Here is a 19,700-nt window from a genome sequence, read left to right as displayed (position 1 = left end):
AAATTAGGTGTTTTGTATCTTTCCAACTTTCATTCTATTGATCTCACCTCTCTTGATGAAACAGAAAAAACCGCCTAATTGGCGGTCTTTCCTTTTGTTAGCTCCACACATCTTTTACATATCTATTGTCATTTGCAAGAGTGGTTAGCCAATTTTCAGCTGCTTCCTTCGTGCATTGTTTCTCGTGTTGATAGAGGTCGATCAGTGTAGCCTCTACATCAGGTGCCATGACTTTTCCGTCCCCGCACACGTAAAGATACGCACCTTCATCGAGTAATTTGATTAGCATACCGCCGTCTTCTTTTAACAAATGCTGGACATATATTTTTTGGTCTTTGTGACGAGAATAAGCCCGGTGGATGTGAACGACTCCTTTTTGCGCTGCAAGCTGCATTTCTTCAAAATACAGATCATCTTCATGAGGGTGACGGCAGCCAAAATATAGGTGAGCTTCCCCTAGTGGTTTGCCTTCCTTCTGCCACACTTCTCTTGCTTGAACAAATCCTCTAAATGGAGCGATTCCTGTACCCGGTCCGATCATGATCATCGGTAATTCAGATGAAGGTGGCAGCTGGAATCCTGCCTGCGCTTCATGGAGGAAGCAGGCGACTTCTTCACCTTCCTTCAGACCGCATAAATAGTTTGATGCGACTCCGGCATATTCTCCGCAGCCGCTCCACGCTTTCCCTTTCACAACCGCCACTGTGATACTGACTCTTTTTTCATCGACCTTTGGTGAGCTAGAAATAGAATAATAGCGCGGCTTCAAACCTGGTAAAAGTGCTAAAAAGTGCACAAATGGCAGCTCACATGCTTCATATTGATCTAGTAAGTCAAGCATGGTTACTCGTTTCTTTAAAATAGCTTCTTGATACGCTTCACCAGCCATTTCCTCAAGCTCCACGCGGTGAGGCGGACAAACTGTATATGCGGCGAGCTCTCTTAGCTGCGTACGTGTTGCAGGCTCTTGAAGCTCAACATGTGACGCAAGTAATTCTCTCATTTGAATCGGCTGATCTAAAGGTAAATGATTTGCTTCTTTCTCAGAAGAAAGCTTGATGTGCTGCTTAGGATCTAGATTGAAGCGATTGATCACCCGCTGCACGAGTGCATCACAATTTTTCGGAACAATTCCGATATGATCCCCTTCTTTGTATTTTTTCCCTTCAGGCAATTGCAGTTCAATATGTCTTGTTTGCCGCTCACTTTTCTCAGATTGTAATTCCTCATTTTTCAGTACAACAGCTGAAAAGGCACCATATGTTTTCGCCACAGGACGTTCTACTAGCTCATTTGTATAAGCAACTGATAGTTTTGAGTTTTCCTTACCTTTTTCTTGGAAGGTGAGCTTAAATTCTTTTGCGAGCTGCTTGAAGACCGTTTTCTGGAATGTTTCTTTATCCTCATCCATATCTCCGCCTGCATCACCTTCTCCTAAATCAGCTACACGCTTCGCACCTTTTCTTTCAAGTGCTTCATCAATGAGACGAGGAATACGCTGGTACGTACTCGCCCAATTTCGATCTCCGCATCCAAACACAGCAAATGTCACGTTTGTTAAATCCTGCTCTTTCTCCTGCGTGACCCAATCCACAAATTTTTTCGCATGGTCAGGCGGATGTCCATTATATGAAGCGGTCACGATGAAGACTGCACCCTTATCTGGTAATTGACGTGTATAGTCATCAAGCGGAGCAGTGGTCACATCAAACCCTTTTGCTTTTCCTTCTTCAGCCAATTCGTTTGCGATTTGCTGCGCCGTGCCAAGATTTGATCCATATAAAACAAGCAGTGGTGTACCATGACTCTTCACTTTAGACTCATCAGTTGTGGTGCTTTTTTTCGTCTCTTCTTTCGGTGGTACCATAAAGAGTTGCTGCTTCCTTGGCCGCACTTTGATTTTAAAATCGTTTGGCTTAATCGTTAAAGATTCTTTTAAATCAAGTTCGTATGATGTGTGATCAATCAATTCCAGGTTGTGCAAGACCATTGCTAGCACCATTGTGGCTTCATGAAGAGCAAATTGCATACCAATACATGCACGCTGTCCATTCCCAAAAGGCTTGTAGGCATGCTGCGGAATCTTTTCAGGGTGTAGAAACCGCTCTGGTTTAAATTCTTCCGCATCCTCTCCCCATACCGCTTGATCACGATGTAACTTAGGTAGCAGCACGGAGACACTTTGGTTCTTTTCAATCGAATATTTCCCTCCGATGACGGTGTCCTCTTTCGCATAAAGAGAGAACGTAGGCGCTGTTGGCCAGAGGCGAAGAGATTCATTTAAAACCATACGAGTGTAATTTAGTTTTTGTACCTGCTTAAATGTTGGCAGTCCGCCTTGCAGTACATCATCTGCTTCTTGGACGGCTTTCTTTAATTTTTCTGGATTCTTTAATAAGAAATAAATCGCAAAGGATAGCAGCCCGCTTGTTGTTTCGTGCCCAGCTATCAAGAAGGTAATGATTTGATAGCGAATATTTTCATCTGACAGGCGCTCTCCTGTTTCAGGGTCCTTTGCATGCAGCATGAGGGACAGTAAATCATCGCCCGTTTTATCTTGTTTTTTCCGTTCTTGAATAATGTCATCTACTAATTGCTTCATAAAATCGACATTTTCTTCAAATTTTTTTCTTCTTTTGATCATTAGCTTATCTGCAACCGGCAACCGGCTCGCCTGATCCATCGCTTCGTTTAAACCATTCAGCATACTTTCGATGAATGGATGCTGATTTTCTTTATAAAAACTGTTAAACCTGAAATCAAAACCACAAAGTCCGATCGTATCTAAAGTAAGCTTTGTCATATCCTCTGCTACTTCAATTTCTTCATCACGGCCTGTTCTTTGCCATTTTTGTACAAGCTGTGTGGCAATATCGAGCATCATCTCATGATAGCCCTTCATGGCCTGCTGACTAAACGCCGGCATCAAGATGTGGTGAGCCTTTCTCCAGTTCGGTTCTTCTGTCCAGCTCGTAAATAACCCATCCCCTGCAAATGCTCTTACTTTATTGAGACTAGTCCCAATGTATTTATCAAAAAGGCTCTCATCACATATTTCTTGGACAAGTTCATGATTAGAAACAAAAATACTTGTTGCTTTTGAAAATTCAAACTGAAAGATCGGTCCTAATTCATCTGCTAGCCTCCAAAAGGTTTGAGAAAGCTCCCCCTTTTTGATATGGGGAATATTTTTAAAAGGTCCGTATGTTTTTGGTTTTGGAATGATTGATGTTTGTTGCATGTGCCCACTCCCTTTATATCATTAAGAAGCAACGCTAATGGCGCGCCATAAACATTGCTCAATGTCCTCTAGAAATTCAATCGTTGGCTCTATTTCTTCTGCAAGAATTTGTTTATGCAGCTGTACAAAGGCACCAAATACAATCGATAGAATGGTTCTACCTGAAAGATTTGGATGAATCCCATCCTTTTTCCCTTCTTCAAAGATAAGGAATAGCTCATGTAACAAATGCTGCATTTTCTCTTTGCTCGTCTCGTCTAAGTAATGGGATCGCTTATCAATTTCTAAAAAATATAGCCCGCTTGGATTCTCCTTTGTAAATAAAACCAAGCAATAAAATACATGCTTAAAGTACGCCCGAATACTCGCCTTTGGATCTGGACTGTTTGTGTTCATTTTTTCGATAAATGAAGAAAGGCTGCGCTGGTACAAAATATTGACGAGTGCCTCTTTACTGTCGAAATAACGGTAAATGGTTCCCGCTCCGACGTTTGCTCTTTTTGAAATCATCGGCATCGTGGTCCCATCAAAGCCCCGTTCAATAAATAAGTCCAACGAAGCCTTCATAATCTGTTCTTGTTTATCAGTCACTGCTGGCACTTCATCCCCTCCTCATCATAGGAATGAACGTTCATTCCGAAAACGGTATATTATATTAATATTTTAATTTCTTCTATATACACTTAAACACATTTATTTTTTTCCGTCATCACATTTTCTGAAAATAATAATAATTGAGAAATCATGCCTAGTCAGACAGCAGCCAAAGGACTTATAAATATTGTCAGATATGTGTCAGGAGGGTGACATCAGCACTACACCTTCATTCTTGATCAATCGGAGAGTGAATGTGGTCGTCATATGTATCAATATATAAACTGCCATTACTTGAACGGACTGCGTATACAATGTCCTTTAAGGAGAGCTGCCTTTTCTTAAGCTCTTCATCTATCCACTCCACAGTTAATTGATTTTCTTGAATGTTTTTCAAAATGAGCTTTCCGTCCATGATCACTTCGATAGGCATGTAGCCCTCTGCCTTCATATACAATTGAAGATCCTTCCGAGTGACATTTTCAAACGAAGGATATTTTTTCACTGACATATGTCCATCTGTTTCAATCATGGCAAATTCAACTTCGCTAATATCAAAAATGTCTTTTTCTCTCAGCTGCTGATTTAAATAATCAAGTGTATACCTCATTCCCTTCATATTCTCTTCAAGAATTTTTCCATTTTGTATGACAAGGGTTGGTTTACCGGCCATAAATCCTCTCAATTTTCGGCTCCTTAAAGCTATCAGCGAAATCACATAAATGATCATGACAAGCGTGACAAAGGAAATCGTCGTGTGATGAAACGGAAGCGTTGTATTAAACGCGAGACTCGCCGCAATTGAACCTAAGCTAATGGCTGCTATAAAATCAAAAATATTCATTTGCGCTATGGTTTGCTTTCCAAGAAGACGTGCTCCGCCAAATAAAATCGCAAAAGCAAACATCGTCCGTAAAATGACTTCAATATGGTCAGGCATGTAAGGGTCCACCTTTCAATTGCATCAAAAAAAGCCTTTTCTTTAGAAAAGACTCCTTTTTAGACTATGTATTTATTCCATCATTATTCAACTCGGCAGCATCGCTTTGCTCAAATTGTGAGCGCAGCTCAATAATGGAGCTATTTCTGACAGCATTGGCATCTTGCTCAAGAAGCCACGTATAAAATCTAGCTTGCTCCGCTGTTTGCAATGCCTGCATATATTTTTGCGTGGAACGCTTCTCTGCAACGCGCTGTTTGATCGCGCGCATCTGCTTCCAGAATTGATAATAAGGAAGCTTGAGCTTAGTCATAAAGCCGCGATGATCCTCAATGACATATCCCTCTTCTTTGATCGAGTCGTCATGAGAAACGGCCAGATACCATTTATAAAAAGACGTCCAATCGTGGAACACAGCCACTTCCTGCTTGCTGGATATTCCAAGCTGTTCGCTTACTCTTTTCACTTCAGTAAATGGTGTCTTTTCATAGCTTAGCTGACGCTTCACTATATCAAGCAAAATGAGTTGATCATGATCATATGTGATAATATGCGGGTCTTTCTTTGGCAAAATGACTTCAAACACAAGAGATGCATTGTGGTCACGTACGTATGATTTGATGTAGTCGACCTGCACGTCTCCGAAGGTCTGATAGAATAACTCTTCGACCCAGGAAGCATGCTGATTTTGCTTCACATGAGATGTATACGATTTGGACGTAAACACCAATTCATCTTCCATTTCGTTATACCCAACCGTCCCTAAATATCCATTTGCTTTATCATAGACGGTAATAGGGAATTGAAGATGATTCACTAAATGATGCATTTTTGTCTCCGGACGCTCATCAATGTTAAAAAATTTGTTGTAGCTTCTTGAAACAATCTGCTTTGACACCATATTGACAAACAAGCCTCTTGCCTTCACATTCACATCATCCCACTGCCGTTCACTAAACGCTTTTTTCGTAAAATTAAAAGATGAAATGTGGTGCGGAAGCTTTAATTCCTGTACATATTCATGTTGATCTAAGTGAGCTAAAAAGTCATCTAGTGAGATATCTGGTTGAATAGCGGCTGATGGTTTTTTCTCAGAAGCTCTATAGACTGGGTTGTCAATTTCATGAGTCTCAATCCCGTCAGCTGTGATTTTCAACACCCTCAGCTGTCCCCCGAATTCAACCTGGCCTTCTAGATTATAAGACCTTTTCGCTGCTTGAGTAGGCAACCTGTATAAATTGCGATGCCCGTGAATTTGAATGACATCTAATCCAGCAGTATTTTGAACAAACAAGTGATCAATGTCATCTGAATATTCACCTACACCGTGAATGAGCTGCTGTGTTGAGACATGCAGAAGCTCTTCTGGCAAATGAGCAAGCCCCCCGTGGGTAACAAGAAATGTCTTGTCATGGTACGTAAAATACGTAAGCTGATGAAATGTTCTGACAAACTTCCGTACTTCTTTTAAATCAAAGTCTGCTGCTTCGATTTCAGGTGCAGTATGCCGGTTAAACATATTGCTTCTTACTTTTTCACCATGTGCAAACCGGTATAAATGCTGATCATGATTACCTTCAATCACGATGACATTCCGGCATTCTCTATGTGCGAGCATCCATTCTAATACTTTCTTGTTTTCTATACCTCTATCAAGCAAATCACCTGCAAAGATATAAAGTTCATTTTCTTTAATATCTCCTTGCAAATAGGTGGTCAGAGCGGTATGACAGCCGTGAATATCTCCAAAAACATGAATGGCCTCATATTGATCGAAGGATCGAGGCTGATAGGTCATCAATTGCGGATATTCCTCAGGCTGCAAGACAGTCACCCATGATGGGACCTTTTCTGTTTTTAACCGCTCATTCATTTGATATAAAACAGACTCCCGCACAACTTTGTGAGCTTCCCGTGAGCGATTTTGCAATAGAGCTGTTTCAAGCGGCACCTGCGTGAAATCGACGACATACACCCTGTAACGATACGATGTGGCCAGCGATTTATATTGAGATATCGATTTGCTTGAAATATGTGTCGCATCAATCACAGTAAAGTCTCCGCGTTCCATACGTGCTGTAAGCAATTCAAATAATAAAGACCAGACTTTGTGGTCATGCTTGCTTGAAATTTCTGGTTTCCCATTGACAGATAACTGAGGAGGCTGGGTCAAAAGACGAATCTGATCCGCTGATAATGTGTAAGGCTCTAAGCCTTGGGCTTTGATCCAAGTTGATTTCCCTACGCCTGGGAGACCTCGTAAAAGGACTAAAGTTCTCATATTGGTTCTCCTTTAATAAGTGATATTTTACCTATTATAGATAAATGATGGATAAATCTCAATCTTTTATCGATTATGGTAATATATAGATAGAAAGGGAGGTTTTACGTATGTCTAATGGGGAGAATATGGCATTTAACATGGGTGATCTTCTATTTCAAGTGTTCTCTCTTCTATTCATTGCTGCTATCGTGACGATTATTGTCATTGCTTTTCGAATGATCAGAAGAAAACGAATGGAATTGAAGAAGGTTAAGGAAAGATTGAACAAAGTGATAGAAAAAAACGATTTAAAAGAGTAAAAATCCGGAATTTAACCGGATTTTTTTTGTTTCATCACAATTCTTTGACGCTGCTGCATCAAAAAGAAAAAGACGCCTAAAAGGACAAGAAAACCGCCACACATTTGGAGCAGCGTGACTTTTTCTCCAAGCAGCCATACAGCAAGAATCGTGGCTCCAACAGGTTCGCCAAGGATACTCATTGAAATGGTTGTGGCATTGACATATGTTAAAAGCCAATTATTAATGACATGAGACATGGTGGGGATGATCGCAAGCAATAAAAAGATTCCCCACTCTTTACCTGGATAGCCTGTAAAAGGAGTTTGCTGAATCCAATTGAATAAAATTAAAAAAAGACCGGCAAAACCAAACACACAAAAACTATAAATCCAATGAGATATCTTTCTGACAGCCTGTTGACCTATTAATAAATAACAAACAACCGCGATCACACTTAAAAAGGATAAAATATCTCCTAGGATGGCTTCCTGGCTATGACCTACGTCTCCCCACCCAATCATCAGTGCACCAACAATTGCGGCACACATCGTCAAAAGTGCAGGCAGCGTCGTTCGTTCACGGAAAATGAGAAAGCCGCCTAACAAGGAGACCATCGGCTGAAGAGCGATGATAATAGTAGAGCTTGCCACAGTCGTCAGCTTTAGTGAGCCAAACCACAACACAAAATGGAGTCCTAAAAAGAAACCTGACATACATAAGAAAAACCAGTCTCTTCGCTGAATCGAGAGAAATTCTTTTTTTCGTGGCAGAATAAACGGCAGCATAAAAACCGCGGCAAAGATCATTCGATACATGCTTAAAATAGCAGCAGGTGCATTTGACCATTTCACAATAATAGCAGAAAACGAAATGGCAATAATTGAAATCACAAGCGGTAGTGCAATTGATTTCTTTTGAGCAGTTGACTTCATGTCCATAAGCAGCTTCCTTTACATCAGCAGTAGATGAGAAGATCATCTTGTATGTCGTCATCTTACTATGTCCAATCCGCTAGAGGCAAGATGATTTTAAAACTTGTGTGAGCTTTTTTGCATGAAAAAAAGGCTTTCATCTCGAAAGCCCTACTCATCATCTATCAATAGATAAACGGCCCGAACTGGACCATGAACACCTACCACTAAATTCATCTCAATATCCGCAGAGTTACTCGGACCTGATATGAAATGAATCGCACCTTTCGCCTGCTCTCCCTCTTCTACCGAGCGATTAAGAGCCGAAACAGCTTGAATCATCCGCGGAACCACCGTGCTTTTTTCGATACACACGATATACATCATCGGTAAAAAATGGAGCGCTCTTCCTTGCCCTTGATGGGATGAAAGGACGACCGTCCCTGATTCTGCTAAAGTGTAATCACTGAATACAACCGAATACGCTGCTTGTTCTGCCAGCCTGATATTTTCTTCCCTTGAAGCCTCAGCATTCCAGCTGGTGACTGCGAATCCTTCGTGCTGCAAGCTGTCAAACATCGGATAAAATCCATATTGTTCAAAACGATGATCGCCCGATGTCATCACAGAACCCTCTCCATACTCTGTCATCAATGATCGTAATACAGAGGGCGCTTCCTGTGGTGTTGTTTCGACCACTCTTGTGTGAATTCGTTGACATTGCTTCTTCAGTTGCTCGACTAGCTCTTCTTTAGACAAAAGTCCGTTTGTTTCCCACTGAACTTGATGCTTCCAAGCTGGACGCTGAATGGATGCAGACGGGGAGGAATCCTTCCCTAATTGCTTACGGATATGAGCTAAAAACGACTCTCGGTGAGAAATAGTTCCCTTCATCACTGCTCCTCCTTCTGTCTCTTTTTAAACCAATCCCTGAATCTTTCTTTACTTGGAGCTGGCAGGTCACGAATATCTGTCCAATTCTTTAAAGGACCTATTCCTTTTGAAATCTGTCCGTTTGAAGCCATACGATTCATCAATACAGGAGCTGCTTTTGTTCCGAATTGATACATCCCGGGAGTCGATGCGCCCATTCCGAACATTTTCATCGCCATCATTTCAGCTTTAGGCGCTCTCCCCTCTTTTTCAACGATGACTTGTCGATGTTTTATTAATAACTCGTGAAGCGGGATCTTTACTGGACAAGCATCTGTGCAAGCCGCGCAAAGACTAGATGCAAAGGGGAGCTCTTGGTAGTCATTATAGCCGCCAAGAAGCGGCGATAAAACAGCACCAATTGGCCCCGGGTAAATCGATCCGTATGAATGTCCGCCCACATGCCGGTAAACTGGGCACACATTGATGCAGGCTGCGCACCGGATACATTGGAGAACAGGCTGAAAGGTTGTACCTAATATATTGGACCGCCCATTGTCCACAATGACCAAGTGAAATTCTTCTGGCCCATCCACTTCTTCTTCTCCTTTTGGTCCGACGACAGAAATGTAACTCGTTAATTTCTGACCGACTGCACTTCTGCACAAAAGACCAACGAGGACATCTAGTTCCTCCATCGTTGGAACAATCCGCTCCATGCCCATAACGGCGATATGTGTCTTTGGGATAGCCGTAACAAGATCCGCATTCCCTTCATTTGTCACAAGGCAAATGGAACCTGTATTGGCGACAGCAAAATTACAGCCGGTGACACCAATATCTGCTTCGAGGAACTTTTCACGTAAAATGGCTCTCACAAAACTCGTCATATCTTCAGGTGTCTCTGACATCTCATATCCGAGCTTTTCGTGAAAGACTTCCCTTATTTGTTCTTTCGTCATATGAAGAGCAGGTGCCACAATATGTGAAGGAGGTTCATGATCATTTACTTGCAGAATATACTCGCCAAGGTCACTTTCCACCACGTCACAACCGATCTCTTCAAGGGCTTGATTCATTTCAATTTCTTCTGTGACCATTGATTTTGATTTAACGATCTTTTTGGCCGCCTTTTTCTGTGCCACATGTTGAATATACGCCGATGCTTCTTCCTTTGTTTTTGCAAAAAAGACATGTCCCCCGCGTGCACTAACGCTTTCACTTAGTTGGTATAAGTAGTCATCGAGATGCTTCAGCGTATGCTGCCTGATTTCCTCGCCAAGTTCTCGCCACTTTTCCCAGTTGCCAAGCTCTTCGCTCGCAGATAGCCGCCTTTCATACAGGCGTTCCTGCGCTGAGGAAACAGCACCTCTCATGACCGTATCTTCTAACCCTTCCCCGATTCGTTCTTTAAAGGCCTTCTCTCCAATTTTCATACTCATGTGCCGTCCCCCTCTTAAAGTCAGCGGCTATTTAATACCTCTGCGATATGCATCACTTGAATGGGCTTATCAAGACGATTCAGTCTCCCCCCAATATTGAGCAGGCAGCCGCAGTCAGCACCAATGATGTATTCAGCGTCTGTCTCCTCTATGCTTTGGACTTTCTCATCGACCATTTGCTCAGAAATAGGTGTCATTTTTATTGAAAACGTCCCTCCAAATCCGCAGCAATTTTCTGCGCGCGGCAATGGTGTCATCGTCAAATCTTTGACATTTGACAACAGTGTGAAAGGGGCTTCCTTAATTCGCAGCAGTCTCGTCATATGACAGGATGTGTGATAGGTTGCGTTTCCTTTCAGGCTCGCCCCTACATCTGTGACGTGTAATATATCAACAATAAACTCTGTTAATTCATATGTTTTCTCAGCAAGTGCCTCAGCTTTTGCTGACCACACTGGATCTTCTTTTAAAAGTTGAGGATATTCTAAAAACATCGCCTTACAAGAACCTGACGGTGTCACGACATATTCAGCTGATTCAAAGGCTTTGATCATGTTTTTTGCTACTTTAATGGTTTCTTTTGTATAGCCGCTGTTAAAGGCTGGCTGCCCGCAGCACACTTGTGCCTCCGGAAATTCCACTTCTACACCGAGCCTTTCTAATACTTCCACTGTGGCCTTTCCTACATTTGGCTGGATGGTGTCAATTAAACAGGTAACGAATAAATGGACTTTCATCGGCGAACTTCCTTTCTTTGCTGCAATTTGATTCATCAATTTGGTCATCTGATGACGAAATAACAGACCTTATTTTCATTTTAATCCCAAATTTCTGAAATTTCAACGAAGTGATTTGTCTAAATTTGGACATATGGCTCGTGTGGATGAATGAAAAAAACGCCCTTTTGATAGGACGTTTTCATATGTTTATTTTGAAATCATTTCACGAATTTTTTCTTTGATAGGTGTTAAGGGGCGGCCTAATAAGGTTTCGAAATCATCGCTTTCAACAGCTAAGGCACCATCGCGAATTCCGCTTTGAATGGCTTTGACAAATGGCACAGCTTCTTTTGGTACACCATTTGAAGCTATAAATTCTCCAAATGTGTCGACATCGATTTGCTCCACTTTGATCTCTTTTCCGCTCACTTCACTGACAATGCGAGCAAGTTCAGTATGCGTCCGAAGAGGTCCTGACAGTTCATATTTCTCCTTGTCATGTTTAGATAATGTTAACGCATTTGCGGCCGCTTCTGCGTAGTCATTTCTTGTTGCCCAGCCAACCTTGCCATCACCAATTGGACTTAAATATGGTGCGCCGCTAACGGCTGCTAGTATCGTATCTTTTTCATTTTCTACATACCAATTGTTTCTTAGAAACACATGAGGAATGCCAGAGGCCACAATGGCTTCTTCAGTTTTTGCGTGGTCATGTGCAAGGACAAGCTGACTCTCTCTTGCATTCACAACGCTAGTATAAGCAATAAAAGATACACCAGCTACTTTCGCCGCTTGGATGGCAGCCATATGTTGCTGCACGCGGTCACCATCCGCAGTTGAAATGATCAAAAGGCGGTCAATGCCTTGAAAGGCTGCCTTAAGGGTGTCTGGCTGAGTAAAGTCTCCGTGGCGTACATCCACCCCAGCTTCCTTCAAATGTGCTGCCTTTTGCGGATTTCGAACACTCACCGCAATTTGTTCAGCTGGTACCTTTTTAAGTAAATGCTGGACGATGAGCGATCCAAGCTGTCCTGTTGCGCCTGTTACTAATAACTTCATCATGTTTGACCTCCTCATTTTGTGATTCACGGTGATGTTTTGGTACACCTTTACGTATCCGTTTATTCGTTATAACCATTTCGATTACAACAATTAGTGTAAAAAAAGCCCAAGTTCAGCCTGAGCTTCTTTTATTCTGACTCTGTCAACAATTGCTGGATGGTCACTTGTTTGAGGTGATTTTCAAGCGCCGCTTGAGCTTCTTTTAGTTCACTTCTCAGTCTTGTATCCATCGCTTGACCAATCGAACATGCGATGACTGGCTGATGGAAGTTAAACAATTCTTCATCCTCGCTTACATCGACAGCGCGGTACACATCTAACAGCGTGATGTCCTCTGCCGGTATTTTTAAATAAGCACCGCCTACTCCGCGGCGTATCTCAATGAGACCCGCCCGTTTGAGCATTGCCATCATTTTTCGAACAATGGCTGGATTTGAATTCACACTTTCTGCAATAAAATCCCCTGTACACTCTTTTTGAACACCTGCAATAAATGACAAAATATGAACAGCAATCGGATACCTGCTGCTAATTTGTTTCACAATCTTTCACCACCGTTGTAATCAATATAGTTACAATGAGTGATTTTGTCAATCAATATAGTTACAATGAGTGATTTTGTCAATCAATAAACGGATTTTTCTTTTGATCCCAGTCCTCATATGCCATGATATCGTAGTCTTCTTCTGTATCAAGCTCTAGCGGGGCAATGCATTCAAGTAGATTTCCATCTGGGTCAAGAAAATAGATCGCTGCATGAAATTGCGGCGGATTATCCAGAACTAAAGGCTGCTTCTCTTCTGAAAAGCCAAACATTGGGTGAATGCCGATGCCTTTTTCAACCAGCCAAGCCTTGATTTGTTCGATACTAGACGTTGTAATTTGAAAAGCAACGTGCCGAGTCGAAGGATGGTATGGGAAGTCATTGATATCTACTTTCCACAAGCCAAGCCAGCTCTTACCTTTCTCAATCCATAAAAAAGCAACTCGTTCATTTTCGTGAGCAAGTGTCAATTCCAATTTTTCATAAAACGCAATAGACGCCTTCAAGTCACTCACAGGTAAATGGGCTTCATACAAACCTTTTATCATCATCAAAATCACTCCTTTTCTACCTTCTATTCTGCGGGATTTAATGAAATTACACCTCAGCAAAACGATGTATTTTATCCCCTTCATTGGTTTGAGAAGAATGAGATGTTTGATCCATTGCAGATGGGGAAAGGTGTTCAAATAAAAGAAAGGAGCGTTTCATATGCCTTGGACGATGAATGATTATCCGGCTTCATTTCAATCGTTAGATCACATCATTCGAAAAAAAGCGCTTGAGATTGCGAACAAAATGATACATGAAGGCTATGACGAAAGTAGAGCCATCCCAATTGCGATCAGTCAAGCGAAAGAATGGAAAAAGAACGCAACGGAGAAAGAGATCGAGAATTTCTCAGCTCATGGTTCTGTCACGCCATCTAAAGACAGCAGCTCCGCAAGACCAGAGCTCATGGATCATGCGCAGCATGTCGTCAAGCACGAAGAAGGCTGGGCGGTTCAAACAGAGAAAGCAAAACGAGTAAGTGAGATCAAAGAAACGAAACAAGAAGCAATTGACCGGGCAAAGGAGATTGCATCTAATAAAGGGACTTTTGTTGTTATCCATAGAAAAGATGGGAACATTCAGGACGTGTTAAAACCGCAATAAGATCGCCCGTAAGCAGTCTCAGCGTGTAGGCAAACCCTCGCATTCGTTGTCAGGTCTGCGCTCCGGTGCTCGTTCTTCCTAGACTTCATAGGTTTTCTATCACGCTGAAAAGAAGAAAGAGACCGCTCGAAAGCGTCTTTTCTTATGCATTCTTTTCTTTTTTCGCTGGTGCTTTTCTTTTTTTAGGTGCTGCTTTTTTCGCTTTGGCTGGTTTTGATCGGTCGATTGAAGCCTGTAGAGCTGCCATTAAATCGGTCACATTGAATGCAGGATCTTTTTTACCTGTCGTTTCTGGCTGAACTGTATGTTCTCCAGATATTTTATCTCCAATTAAATTCATCAGCTGTTCTCTGTATTCATCCTGATAGGCAGCTGGATCAAAAGTTGTGGTTAATTGCTCGATTAAAAGAAGTGCTGTATCTAACTCCTTTTTCACAATGTTTTCCTCTTGGGGGATATTCGGTACATCTGATACCTGTCTAATTTCATCAGGGAAATGAATGGTTTCCATCAGCAAAATATGTTCATAGCACCTAACAATTGCTAATTGCTCCTTTGAGCGGATCATAATCTTTGCCACACCAATTTTCCCCGATTCCTCTAAAGCTTTTCTTAATAATGAATAAGCCTTCGCTCCGCCGGTATCTGGTGATAAAAAGTAACTTCTTTCATAATAGATTGGATCAATCTCTTCTATTTTCACAAAATCAATGATTTCCACGGCTTTTTCTTCATTTTCTTTTCGCAGTTTTTCAAGCTCTTCCTCATCTAATTCAATGAATTTATTTTTTGCATACTCGTACGCTTTTACAATTTGTTCTGGTGCCACCTCTTCCCCGCAGTTGGCACAAACCTTTTTATAGTTAATGGGCGTGTGACACTCTTTATGCAGCTGTCTTAACTTAATATCTTTGTTCTCTGTAGCGGTAAACAGCTTCACTGGAATATTGACTAGTCCAAAGCTAATGCCGCCTTTCCAAACTGTATGCATCGCGTCGCCTCCGTTCTTTTCTCCTTACTATGCAATGTTTTCGTTAGACTTATGTATGTGAATGAAAATTTCATCCCACTCTAAGAACACATCATATGAGGAAGTGACAGCACAAATGAAACCTATGCGATTAACGGCTGCACATGAGGTTCCTACCGGTGCAGACTGGGTGTATGAATTAAAATATGACGGCTTTCGAGTCATTCTGACGTGGGATCAAAACAAAATTCATTTAGAAAGCAGAGCCGGAAAACGATTAAACGAACAGTTTCCTGAGGTGATTGAACAGTGCGAACAATTAAGGGATCAGTTTGCTCTTTTTTTACCTCTGACGTTTGACGGGGAATTGGTCTTTTTACTGGATGAACAGCAAAGCGATTTTGCGAGGGTTCAGCAAAGAGGCAGGCTGAAAAACAAAGAGGCTATAAAGCTGCAGGCTGAGCGGTTTCCATGTCATTTGATCGCATTTGATCTATTAAGATGCAAAGGGCAATCTCTAATTGATTTACCGTTGATAGAAAGGAAAAAACAGTTACAGCAAGTTTTCCAAGCAGCAAAACTTCCGTCATCTGTACAGCTTGAGCACCCTTCCCTTCTTCAACTCATTCATACAGACACTAATCCTGGACATATAAAAAAGCTAATGACGACGTATTTAGCAGAAGGACTCGTTGCGAAAAAAGGGGCGAGTAAATGGCACGACAATACCCGGTCAAAAGAATGGTTGAAAATCAAAAACTGGCGATATGTCTCTGTCATAGTGACTCATTTTGATAAAGAAAATGGCTACTTTCAAGGCTGTATTTATCAAGATCATCAACTCACCGAGGTTGTCCAATTCAAGCATGGATTTTCTAAAGAAGAAGAACAAACGCTTGGTAGGCTCTTTCAAACAAAAGGCAAGCAGGCAGGGGCATCAAGATATGAAATCCCACCTTCTATCGTCGCGAGCATTGCTTGTATCTCCTTTGATGGATCCGCCTTAAGAGAGCCGCGTTTTTCTTCCTTTTTACTAGATACTGATCCAGCGACGTGTACGTTTCAGCAAATGCTCAAACAGCTATATCCGCTCCCTGCTGTGATTGACATCACTCATCCTGAAAAACCGATTGTGCCAGCTCTTCATCTGAACAAGGCAGATTACTTACTTTATTTGAGACAAGCAGCTCCCTATCTCTTGCCCTTTTTACGTGAAAGACGGCTGACTTTAATTCGGTTTCCTCATGGCGCCGGGGATGAATTCTTTTATCAAAAGTCGACACCTGATTATGCGCCAGATTATGTGTTGACCGATCAAGCTGATGATATTGCTTACACGGTCTGTAATGACCCTCAGACGCTTCTTTGGCTTGGCAACCAGCTTGCAATGGAATTTCATATTCCTTTTGAAACAAGGGATACGAACCGGCCGGTCGAAATCGTCTTTGATTTAGACCCGCCGTCTGTTAACGAGTTTCATCTAGCCATAGAAGCTGCCAAGCGAATCAAAACGCTTTTAGACGGCCTCTTTCTCACAGCCTTTATTAAAACAAGCGGTGGTAAAGGACTACAAGTGTATATTCCATTAAAGAAAAATGCCTTCACATACGAAGAAACGAGAACATTTACTGCGTTTATATGCCAATTTTTATGTGAACAAGCCCCTGAGCTATTTACTCTGGAACGTCTTAAGAAAAAACGCGGCAAGCGCTTGTATTTAGACTATATTCAGCACGATGCTGGAAAAACAATCATTGCGCCCTATTCACCAAGAGGAAATGAGCTTGGACTTGTAGCGACACCGCTTGAATGGGACGAACTCCATCAAGATGGACTTCATCCTTCTTTGTTTACCATGCCAACTGTGATAGAGCGTCTAAAGGAAAAAGGCGATCCATTCCGCCGCATGAGGCACCTTGTAAATGATGACACTTTCAGACAAGTTTTGCACCGGCTTGAGGACATTATACCGGCACATAAGATGGACATACGCGGTCATTAAGCGTTACACTTACTCATTAGAGAGTAAGAAAGGGATGACCATTTTGACCGCACTTTCATTTCGAAATATAGCACTTATTTTCTTGTGCCTTGCAGCAGGTATTGTGGATGTGATTGGCTATTTGAGCTTAGGGCATGTATTTACAGCCAATATGACAGGTAATATTGTGCTGCTTGGCATTGCAGCAGGAAGCTCCTTGCAGCTTACGGCCCTTCATTCCATCACCGCACTGAGTGGATTTGTTTTAGGGGTTTTACTTGCTGTTGTGATAGGCGGAAAGAATGAGAAAACGTTTTGGCCAAAAGCCGTTACACGTATCTTTATCATAGAAGTCCTGATACTGCTTCTATTTGCTCTCATGACCATTTTCCCTTATACACAAGGTGCTTATTTTATGCTGATTATCCTTTTAAGTATGGCCATGGGCCTACAGACAGCGGCCGCCCGCAAATTAAATGTGGCTGGCATTTCCACAACGGTTCTAACGAATACACTCGCCAACCTATTTGAGGATTTGGCTCAGCGCATTTCACATCGGAAAAAAAGAACAGCTCCCATTCAGCATGTCAGTTTCATGCGAATAGGCTCTATTGTCTTTTACTGCCTAGGTGCTGCTTTAGCGGCATACACTGATGCATACGATCCGTTTATCATCATTTGGCTGCCTATCTCTATCCTGGGAGTCATTGTGATAACTGCTGCATTTAAGCACTTTCATCAATTGAAATAGCCAATCGTTATATGGCTATTTCAATCACTGTAATGAAACACTAATAACTTCTTACATAAAAACCAGGAGGACGCCCCATAATGAACGTGGAGCCATACGGATATCCAGAAAATGTCCCGAATCCACCGTATCCAGGGAAACCGCCTAAACCAGAGAACACACCAGGGCTCACATAATACCCGCCAAAGCCGATATGAGGGCCCACTGCTCCTCCACTAAAACCGCCTCCGTGAAAGCCTCCATACACCCGTGGATCCATACAATCACCTACCCTCTAGATACACTTCATCTCATCATATGCATGACAAACGGAGCGGTGTTCACACTTTTTCTTTCAATTCTATGTACAATAGACCAATCTGATAAAATTTGAATGAAAAGTCCTGCAAAAAATTAAATTAAGCAAAGAAAGGTGACCTTTTTAACTTGTTGCTCTGCCCTATGTTTATTTAGAATAATGGGGCAGGTAACAAATTTGCACACCCCCTTTGTTGCGAATTCTTCTTATTAAACGCTCTTGTAGCGTTTAATAAGAAGAGCCTATTTAAACAAAAAACCCTTGCTGACGATCATCAACAAGGGCGAGATATGGATTAGTGATTAACCACCAATGATTTTTTCTGCTACTTCGAATGAACCCGCAACGTTTTGAGTTAGAACAGACGCAGCGATAGCTAAACCTACAACGAATAATACTTTCAATCCTGTTTTCATCTTAAATCAACCCCATTCTTTTCATATGTAAATCCGCTTCTAAACTTTTGTTCAAGTAAAAAACAGACTTCTCAAAAAGTGCTTGCTTTTCACAATATTTTGCCGCAAAATGTGAAAGCTCTTTTACTTCATGATATTCATTCTTCTCTTCTAACTTTCTTAATTTCTCATCAATTTGCTGAAATCTTTGTGGCGCATTCGTTAAGTAAAGATCATGGACGATGCCTATTTTGAGCTGAAACACTTCATGAGAAGCATCTTTTATTTTGGCATATGCAGCCTCTATATATTGGCTTGCACGCTGCGTTTCACCAATCACACAGAGTTCCCGGCTGATCAGATACGTAGAATGGAAAAAGAAATCTGAATCATAATACTCTTGATGGGACAGCGCTTTTTCAAGATGACGTATTGATTCTTTCGGTTTGTTCCAAAATGAATATAAAATAGCCACATTGTGGTGATGCTGAGCCAGCATAAAGTCATCCTGCTCGCTTGTCAAAACCTCTTCCGCCAGACGATAATTCTCAAGTGCCTCTTCGTACCGGCCGATCTCTGTTAGATTCGCTGCAACGAGAGAGTATGAAAGTGCCGTTCTTCTTTCATACTGTTTGTGACGTTTATAGACGTGAAGGGCTCTGCGGATATAGCTTAATGAGAGCATGATATGACTAAGCCGGTAGTAAAGCCAGGCCACCTTAAAATCGAAATCAGCACGTTCGATCTCACTTGGGATTTTATCTAAGAGCTTTTCAGCACTTTGATACATTTGCAATGCAACCTCGTAATTCCCTTGATGCTGTTCATACACACCTTCATAAAAATCAAAATAGTAGGCAAGGCGGTTAGATAAGTCATCCTCTTTTTTCCCGTGAAGACCTTCTATACTTTTCGTTGAAACACTGCCCTTTTGACCTCTTAAATTGTACATGAGAATGTGATGCCTCTTCTCAAGAAGAGAATAATACATAAGGATGTCCGCATCATCAATTTCCTCTACTGCTTGTTTCGCTTTAGCAAATAGTCGTTCTGCCTCATCTGCATGATCTTTTTTAATTTCCATGTTCCAGTCATTTAATAATGATGCCAATTCCGCAACAGGAATCTTGCTCATTCTACACCCCCAATCACCTACAACTGCAACACATGATTTCACTAAATATGGAACTTCTATTAGCAATTGCTAATTAGTCCATTTGAGATCATTTTAATATGAATCACTTGAATCTTCAATAACC

18 protein-coding genes are annotated in these 19,700 nt (G+C 41.6%); 4 read left to right on the top strand and 14 right to left on the bottom strand.

What is annotated here, in order from left to right; all coding sequences use genetic code 11:
• Positions 1 to 97: 97 nt before the first annotated feature.
• The 4 genes from MHI33_RS10130 to MHI33_RS10115 all read right to left on the bottom strand — a co-directional run bounded on the left by MHI33_RS10130 (position 98) and on the right by MHI33_RS10115 (position 7,056).
• Entirely contained in the window at positions 98 to 3,241 is a 3,144-nt protein-coding gene (locus tag MHI33_RS10130) for a bifunctional cytochrome P450/NADPH--P450 reductase (protein WP_340910956.1), read from the bottom strand.
• A 21-nt stretch (positions 3,242 to 3,262) separates the two neighbouring features.
• The gene (locus MHI33_RS10125) at positions 3,263 to 3,808 is read right to left on the bottom strand and encodes a TetR/AcrR family transcriptional regulator (RefSeq protein ID WP_221450804.1); all 546 of its coding nucleotides are present in this window, start codon (positions 3,806 to 3,808) and stop codon (positions 3,263 to 3,265) included.
• Between the two features lie 256 nt (positions 3,809 to 4,064).
• Positions 4,065 to 4,775, bottom strand: a complete 711-nt coding sequence (locus MHI33_RS10120; RefSeq protein ID WP_003210832.1) for a DUF421 domain-containing protein — start codon at positions 4,773 to 4,775, stop codon at positions 4,065 to 4,067.
• A 64-nt stretch (positions 4,776 to 4,839) separates the two neighbouring features.
• Positions 4,840 to 7,056 carry an RNA ligase gene (locus MHI33_RS10115; protein ID WP_340910950.1) on the bottom strand — a complete coding sequence of 739 codons (2,217 nt, stop codon included), beginning with the start codon at positions 7,054 to 7,056 and terminating at the stop codon, positions 4,840 to 4,842.
• A 110-nt stretch (positions 7,057 to 7,166) separates the two neighbouring features.
• Between MHI33_RS10115 and MHI33_RS10110 the strand changes: the two genes are divergently transcribed.
• Positions 7,167 to 7,358, top strand: a complete 192-nt coding sequence (locus MHI33_RS10110; RefSeq protein WP_044141417.1) for a hypothetical protein — start codon at positions 7,167 to 7,169, stop codon at positions 7,356 to 7,358.
• Between the two features lie 11 nt (positions 7,359 to 7,369).
• Here the strand turns inward: MHI33_RS10110 and MHI33_RS10105 are convergent, their stop codons facing one another.
• From MHI33_RS10105 to MHI33_RS10075, 7 genes are all read right to left on the bottom strand, one after another.
• The gene (locus MHI33_RS10105; protein WP_044141418.1) at positions 7,370 to 8,278 is read right to left on the bottom strand and encodes a DMT family transporter; all 909 of its coding nucleotides are present in this window, start codon (positions 8,276 to 8,278) and stop codon (positions 7,370 to 7,372) included.
• A gap of 144 nt (positions 8,279 to 8,422) precedes the next feature.
• A complete protein-coding gene (locus MHI33_RS10100; protein ID WP_065097353.1) occupies positions 8,423 to 9,145 on the bottom strand; it encodes a LutC/YkgG family protein in 723 nt (240 codons plus the stop codon).
• Positions 9,145 to 10,566, bottom strand: a complete 1,422-nt coding sequence (locus MHI33_RS10095) for a LutB/LldF family L-lactate oxidation iron-sulfur protein (protein ID WP_044141420.1) — start codon at positions 10,564 to 10,566, stop codon at positions 9,145 to 9,147. The genes MHI33_RS10100 and MHI33_RS10095 overlap by 1 nt, the downstream gene beginning before the upstream one ends.
• A gap of 20 nt (positions 10,567 to 10,586) precedes the next feature.
• Positions 10,587 to 11,303: a (Fe-S)-binding protein gene (locus MHI33_RS10090; protein WP_044141435.1), complete on the bottom strand. Its 717-nt coding sequence runs from the start codon at positions 11,301 to 11,303 to the stop codon at positions 10,587 to 10,589.
• Between the two features lie 189 nt (positions 11,304 to 11,492).
• Entirely contained in the window at positions 11,493 to 12,344 is an 852-nt protein-coding gene (locus MHI33_RS10085) for an SDR family oxidoreductase (RefSeq protein WP_340913814.1), read from the bottom strand.
• Positions 12,345 to 12,475: 131 nt separating this feature from the next.
• A complete protein-coding gene (locus MHI33_RS10080; RefSeq protein ID WP_044141421.1) occupies positions 12,476 to 12,889 on the bottom strand; it encodes an Rrf2 family transcriptional regulator in 414 nt (137 codons plus the stop codon).
• A gap of 79 nt (positions 12,890 to 12,968) precedes the next feature.
• Entirely contained in the window at positions 12,969 to 13,442 is a 474-nt protein-coding gene (locus MHI33_RS10075) for a VOC family protein (protein ID WP_106065337.1), read from the bottom strand.
• 160 nt (positions 13,443 to 13,602) lie between these two features.
• Here MHI33_RS10075 and MHI33_RS10070 point away from each other — a divergent pair, with 160 nt between their 5' ends.
• Positions 13,603 to 14,046, top strand: a complete 444-nt coding sequence (locus MHI33_RS10070) for a DUF2188 domain-containing protein (protein ID WP_106065336.1) — start codon at positions 13,603 to 13,605, stop codon at positions 14,044 to 14,046.
• 142 nt (positions 14,047 to 14,188) lie between these two features.
• On the opposite strand, the gene ku is transcribed toward MHI33_RS10070, so the two are convergent.
• The gene (gene ku, locus MHI33_RS10065) at positions 14,189 to 15,037 is read right to left on the bottom strand and encodes a non-homologous end joining protein Ku (RefSeq protein ID WP_340910937.1); all 849 of its coding nucleotides are present in this window, start codon (positions 15,035 to 15,037) and stop codon (positions 14,189 to 14,191) included.
• Between the two features lie 115 nt (positions 15,038 to 15,152).
• Between ku and MHI33_RS10060 the strand changes: the two genes are divergently transcribed.
• Both MHI33_RS10060 and MHI33_RS10055 read left to right on the top strand, forming a co-directional pair.
• Positions 15,153 to 17,018 carry a DNA ligase D gene (locus tag MHI33_RS10060; protein WP_340910934.1) on the top strand — a complete coding sequence of 622 codons (1,866 nt, stop codon included), beginning with the start codon at positions 15,153 to 15,155 and terminating at the stop codon, positions 17,016 to 17,018.
• 34 nt (positions 17,019 to 17,052) lie between these two features.
• Entirely contained in the window at positions 17,053 to 17,748 is a 696-nt protein-coding gene (locus tag MHI33_RS10055) for a YoaK family protein (RefSeq protein WP_340910931.1), read from the top strand.
• A gap of 40 nt (positions 17,749 to 17,788) precedes the next feature.
• Here MHI33_RS10055 and MHI33_RS10050 read toward each other — a convergent pair whose 3' ends face one another.
• Both MHI33_RS10050 and MHI33_RS10045 read right to left on the bottom strand, forming a co-directional pair.
• Positions 17,789 to 18,007: a hypothetical protein gene (locus MHI33_RS10050; protein WP_044141425.1), complete on the bottom strand. Its 219-nt coding sequence runs from the start codon at positions 18,005 to 18,007 to the stop codon at positions 17,789 to 17,791.
• A 456-nt stretch (positions 18,008 to 18,463) separates the two neighbouring features.
• Positions 18,464 to 19,576, bottom strand: coding sequence for a Rap family tetratricopeptide repeat protein (locus MHI33_RS10045; RefSeq protein ID WP_111911567.1), 1,113 nt, complete (start codon positions 19,574 to 19,576; stop codon positions 18,464 to 18,466).
• Positions 19,577 to 19,700 lie beyond the last annotated feature (124 nt).

Origin of the sequence: Bacillus sp. FSL K6-2971, from assembly GCF_038006405.1 — a bacterium.
In the GTDB taxonomy this organism is placed as follows: Bacteria; Bacillota; Bacilli; order Bacillales; family Bacillaceae; genus Bacillus; species Bacillus pumilus.
This window is presented reverse-complemented; position numbering and strand designations above follow the sequence as displayed.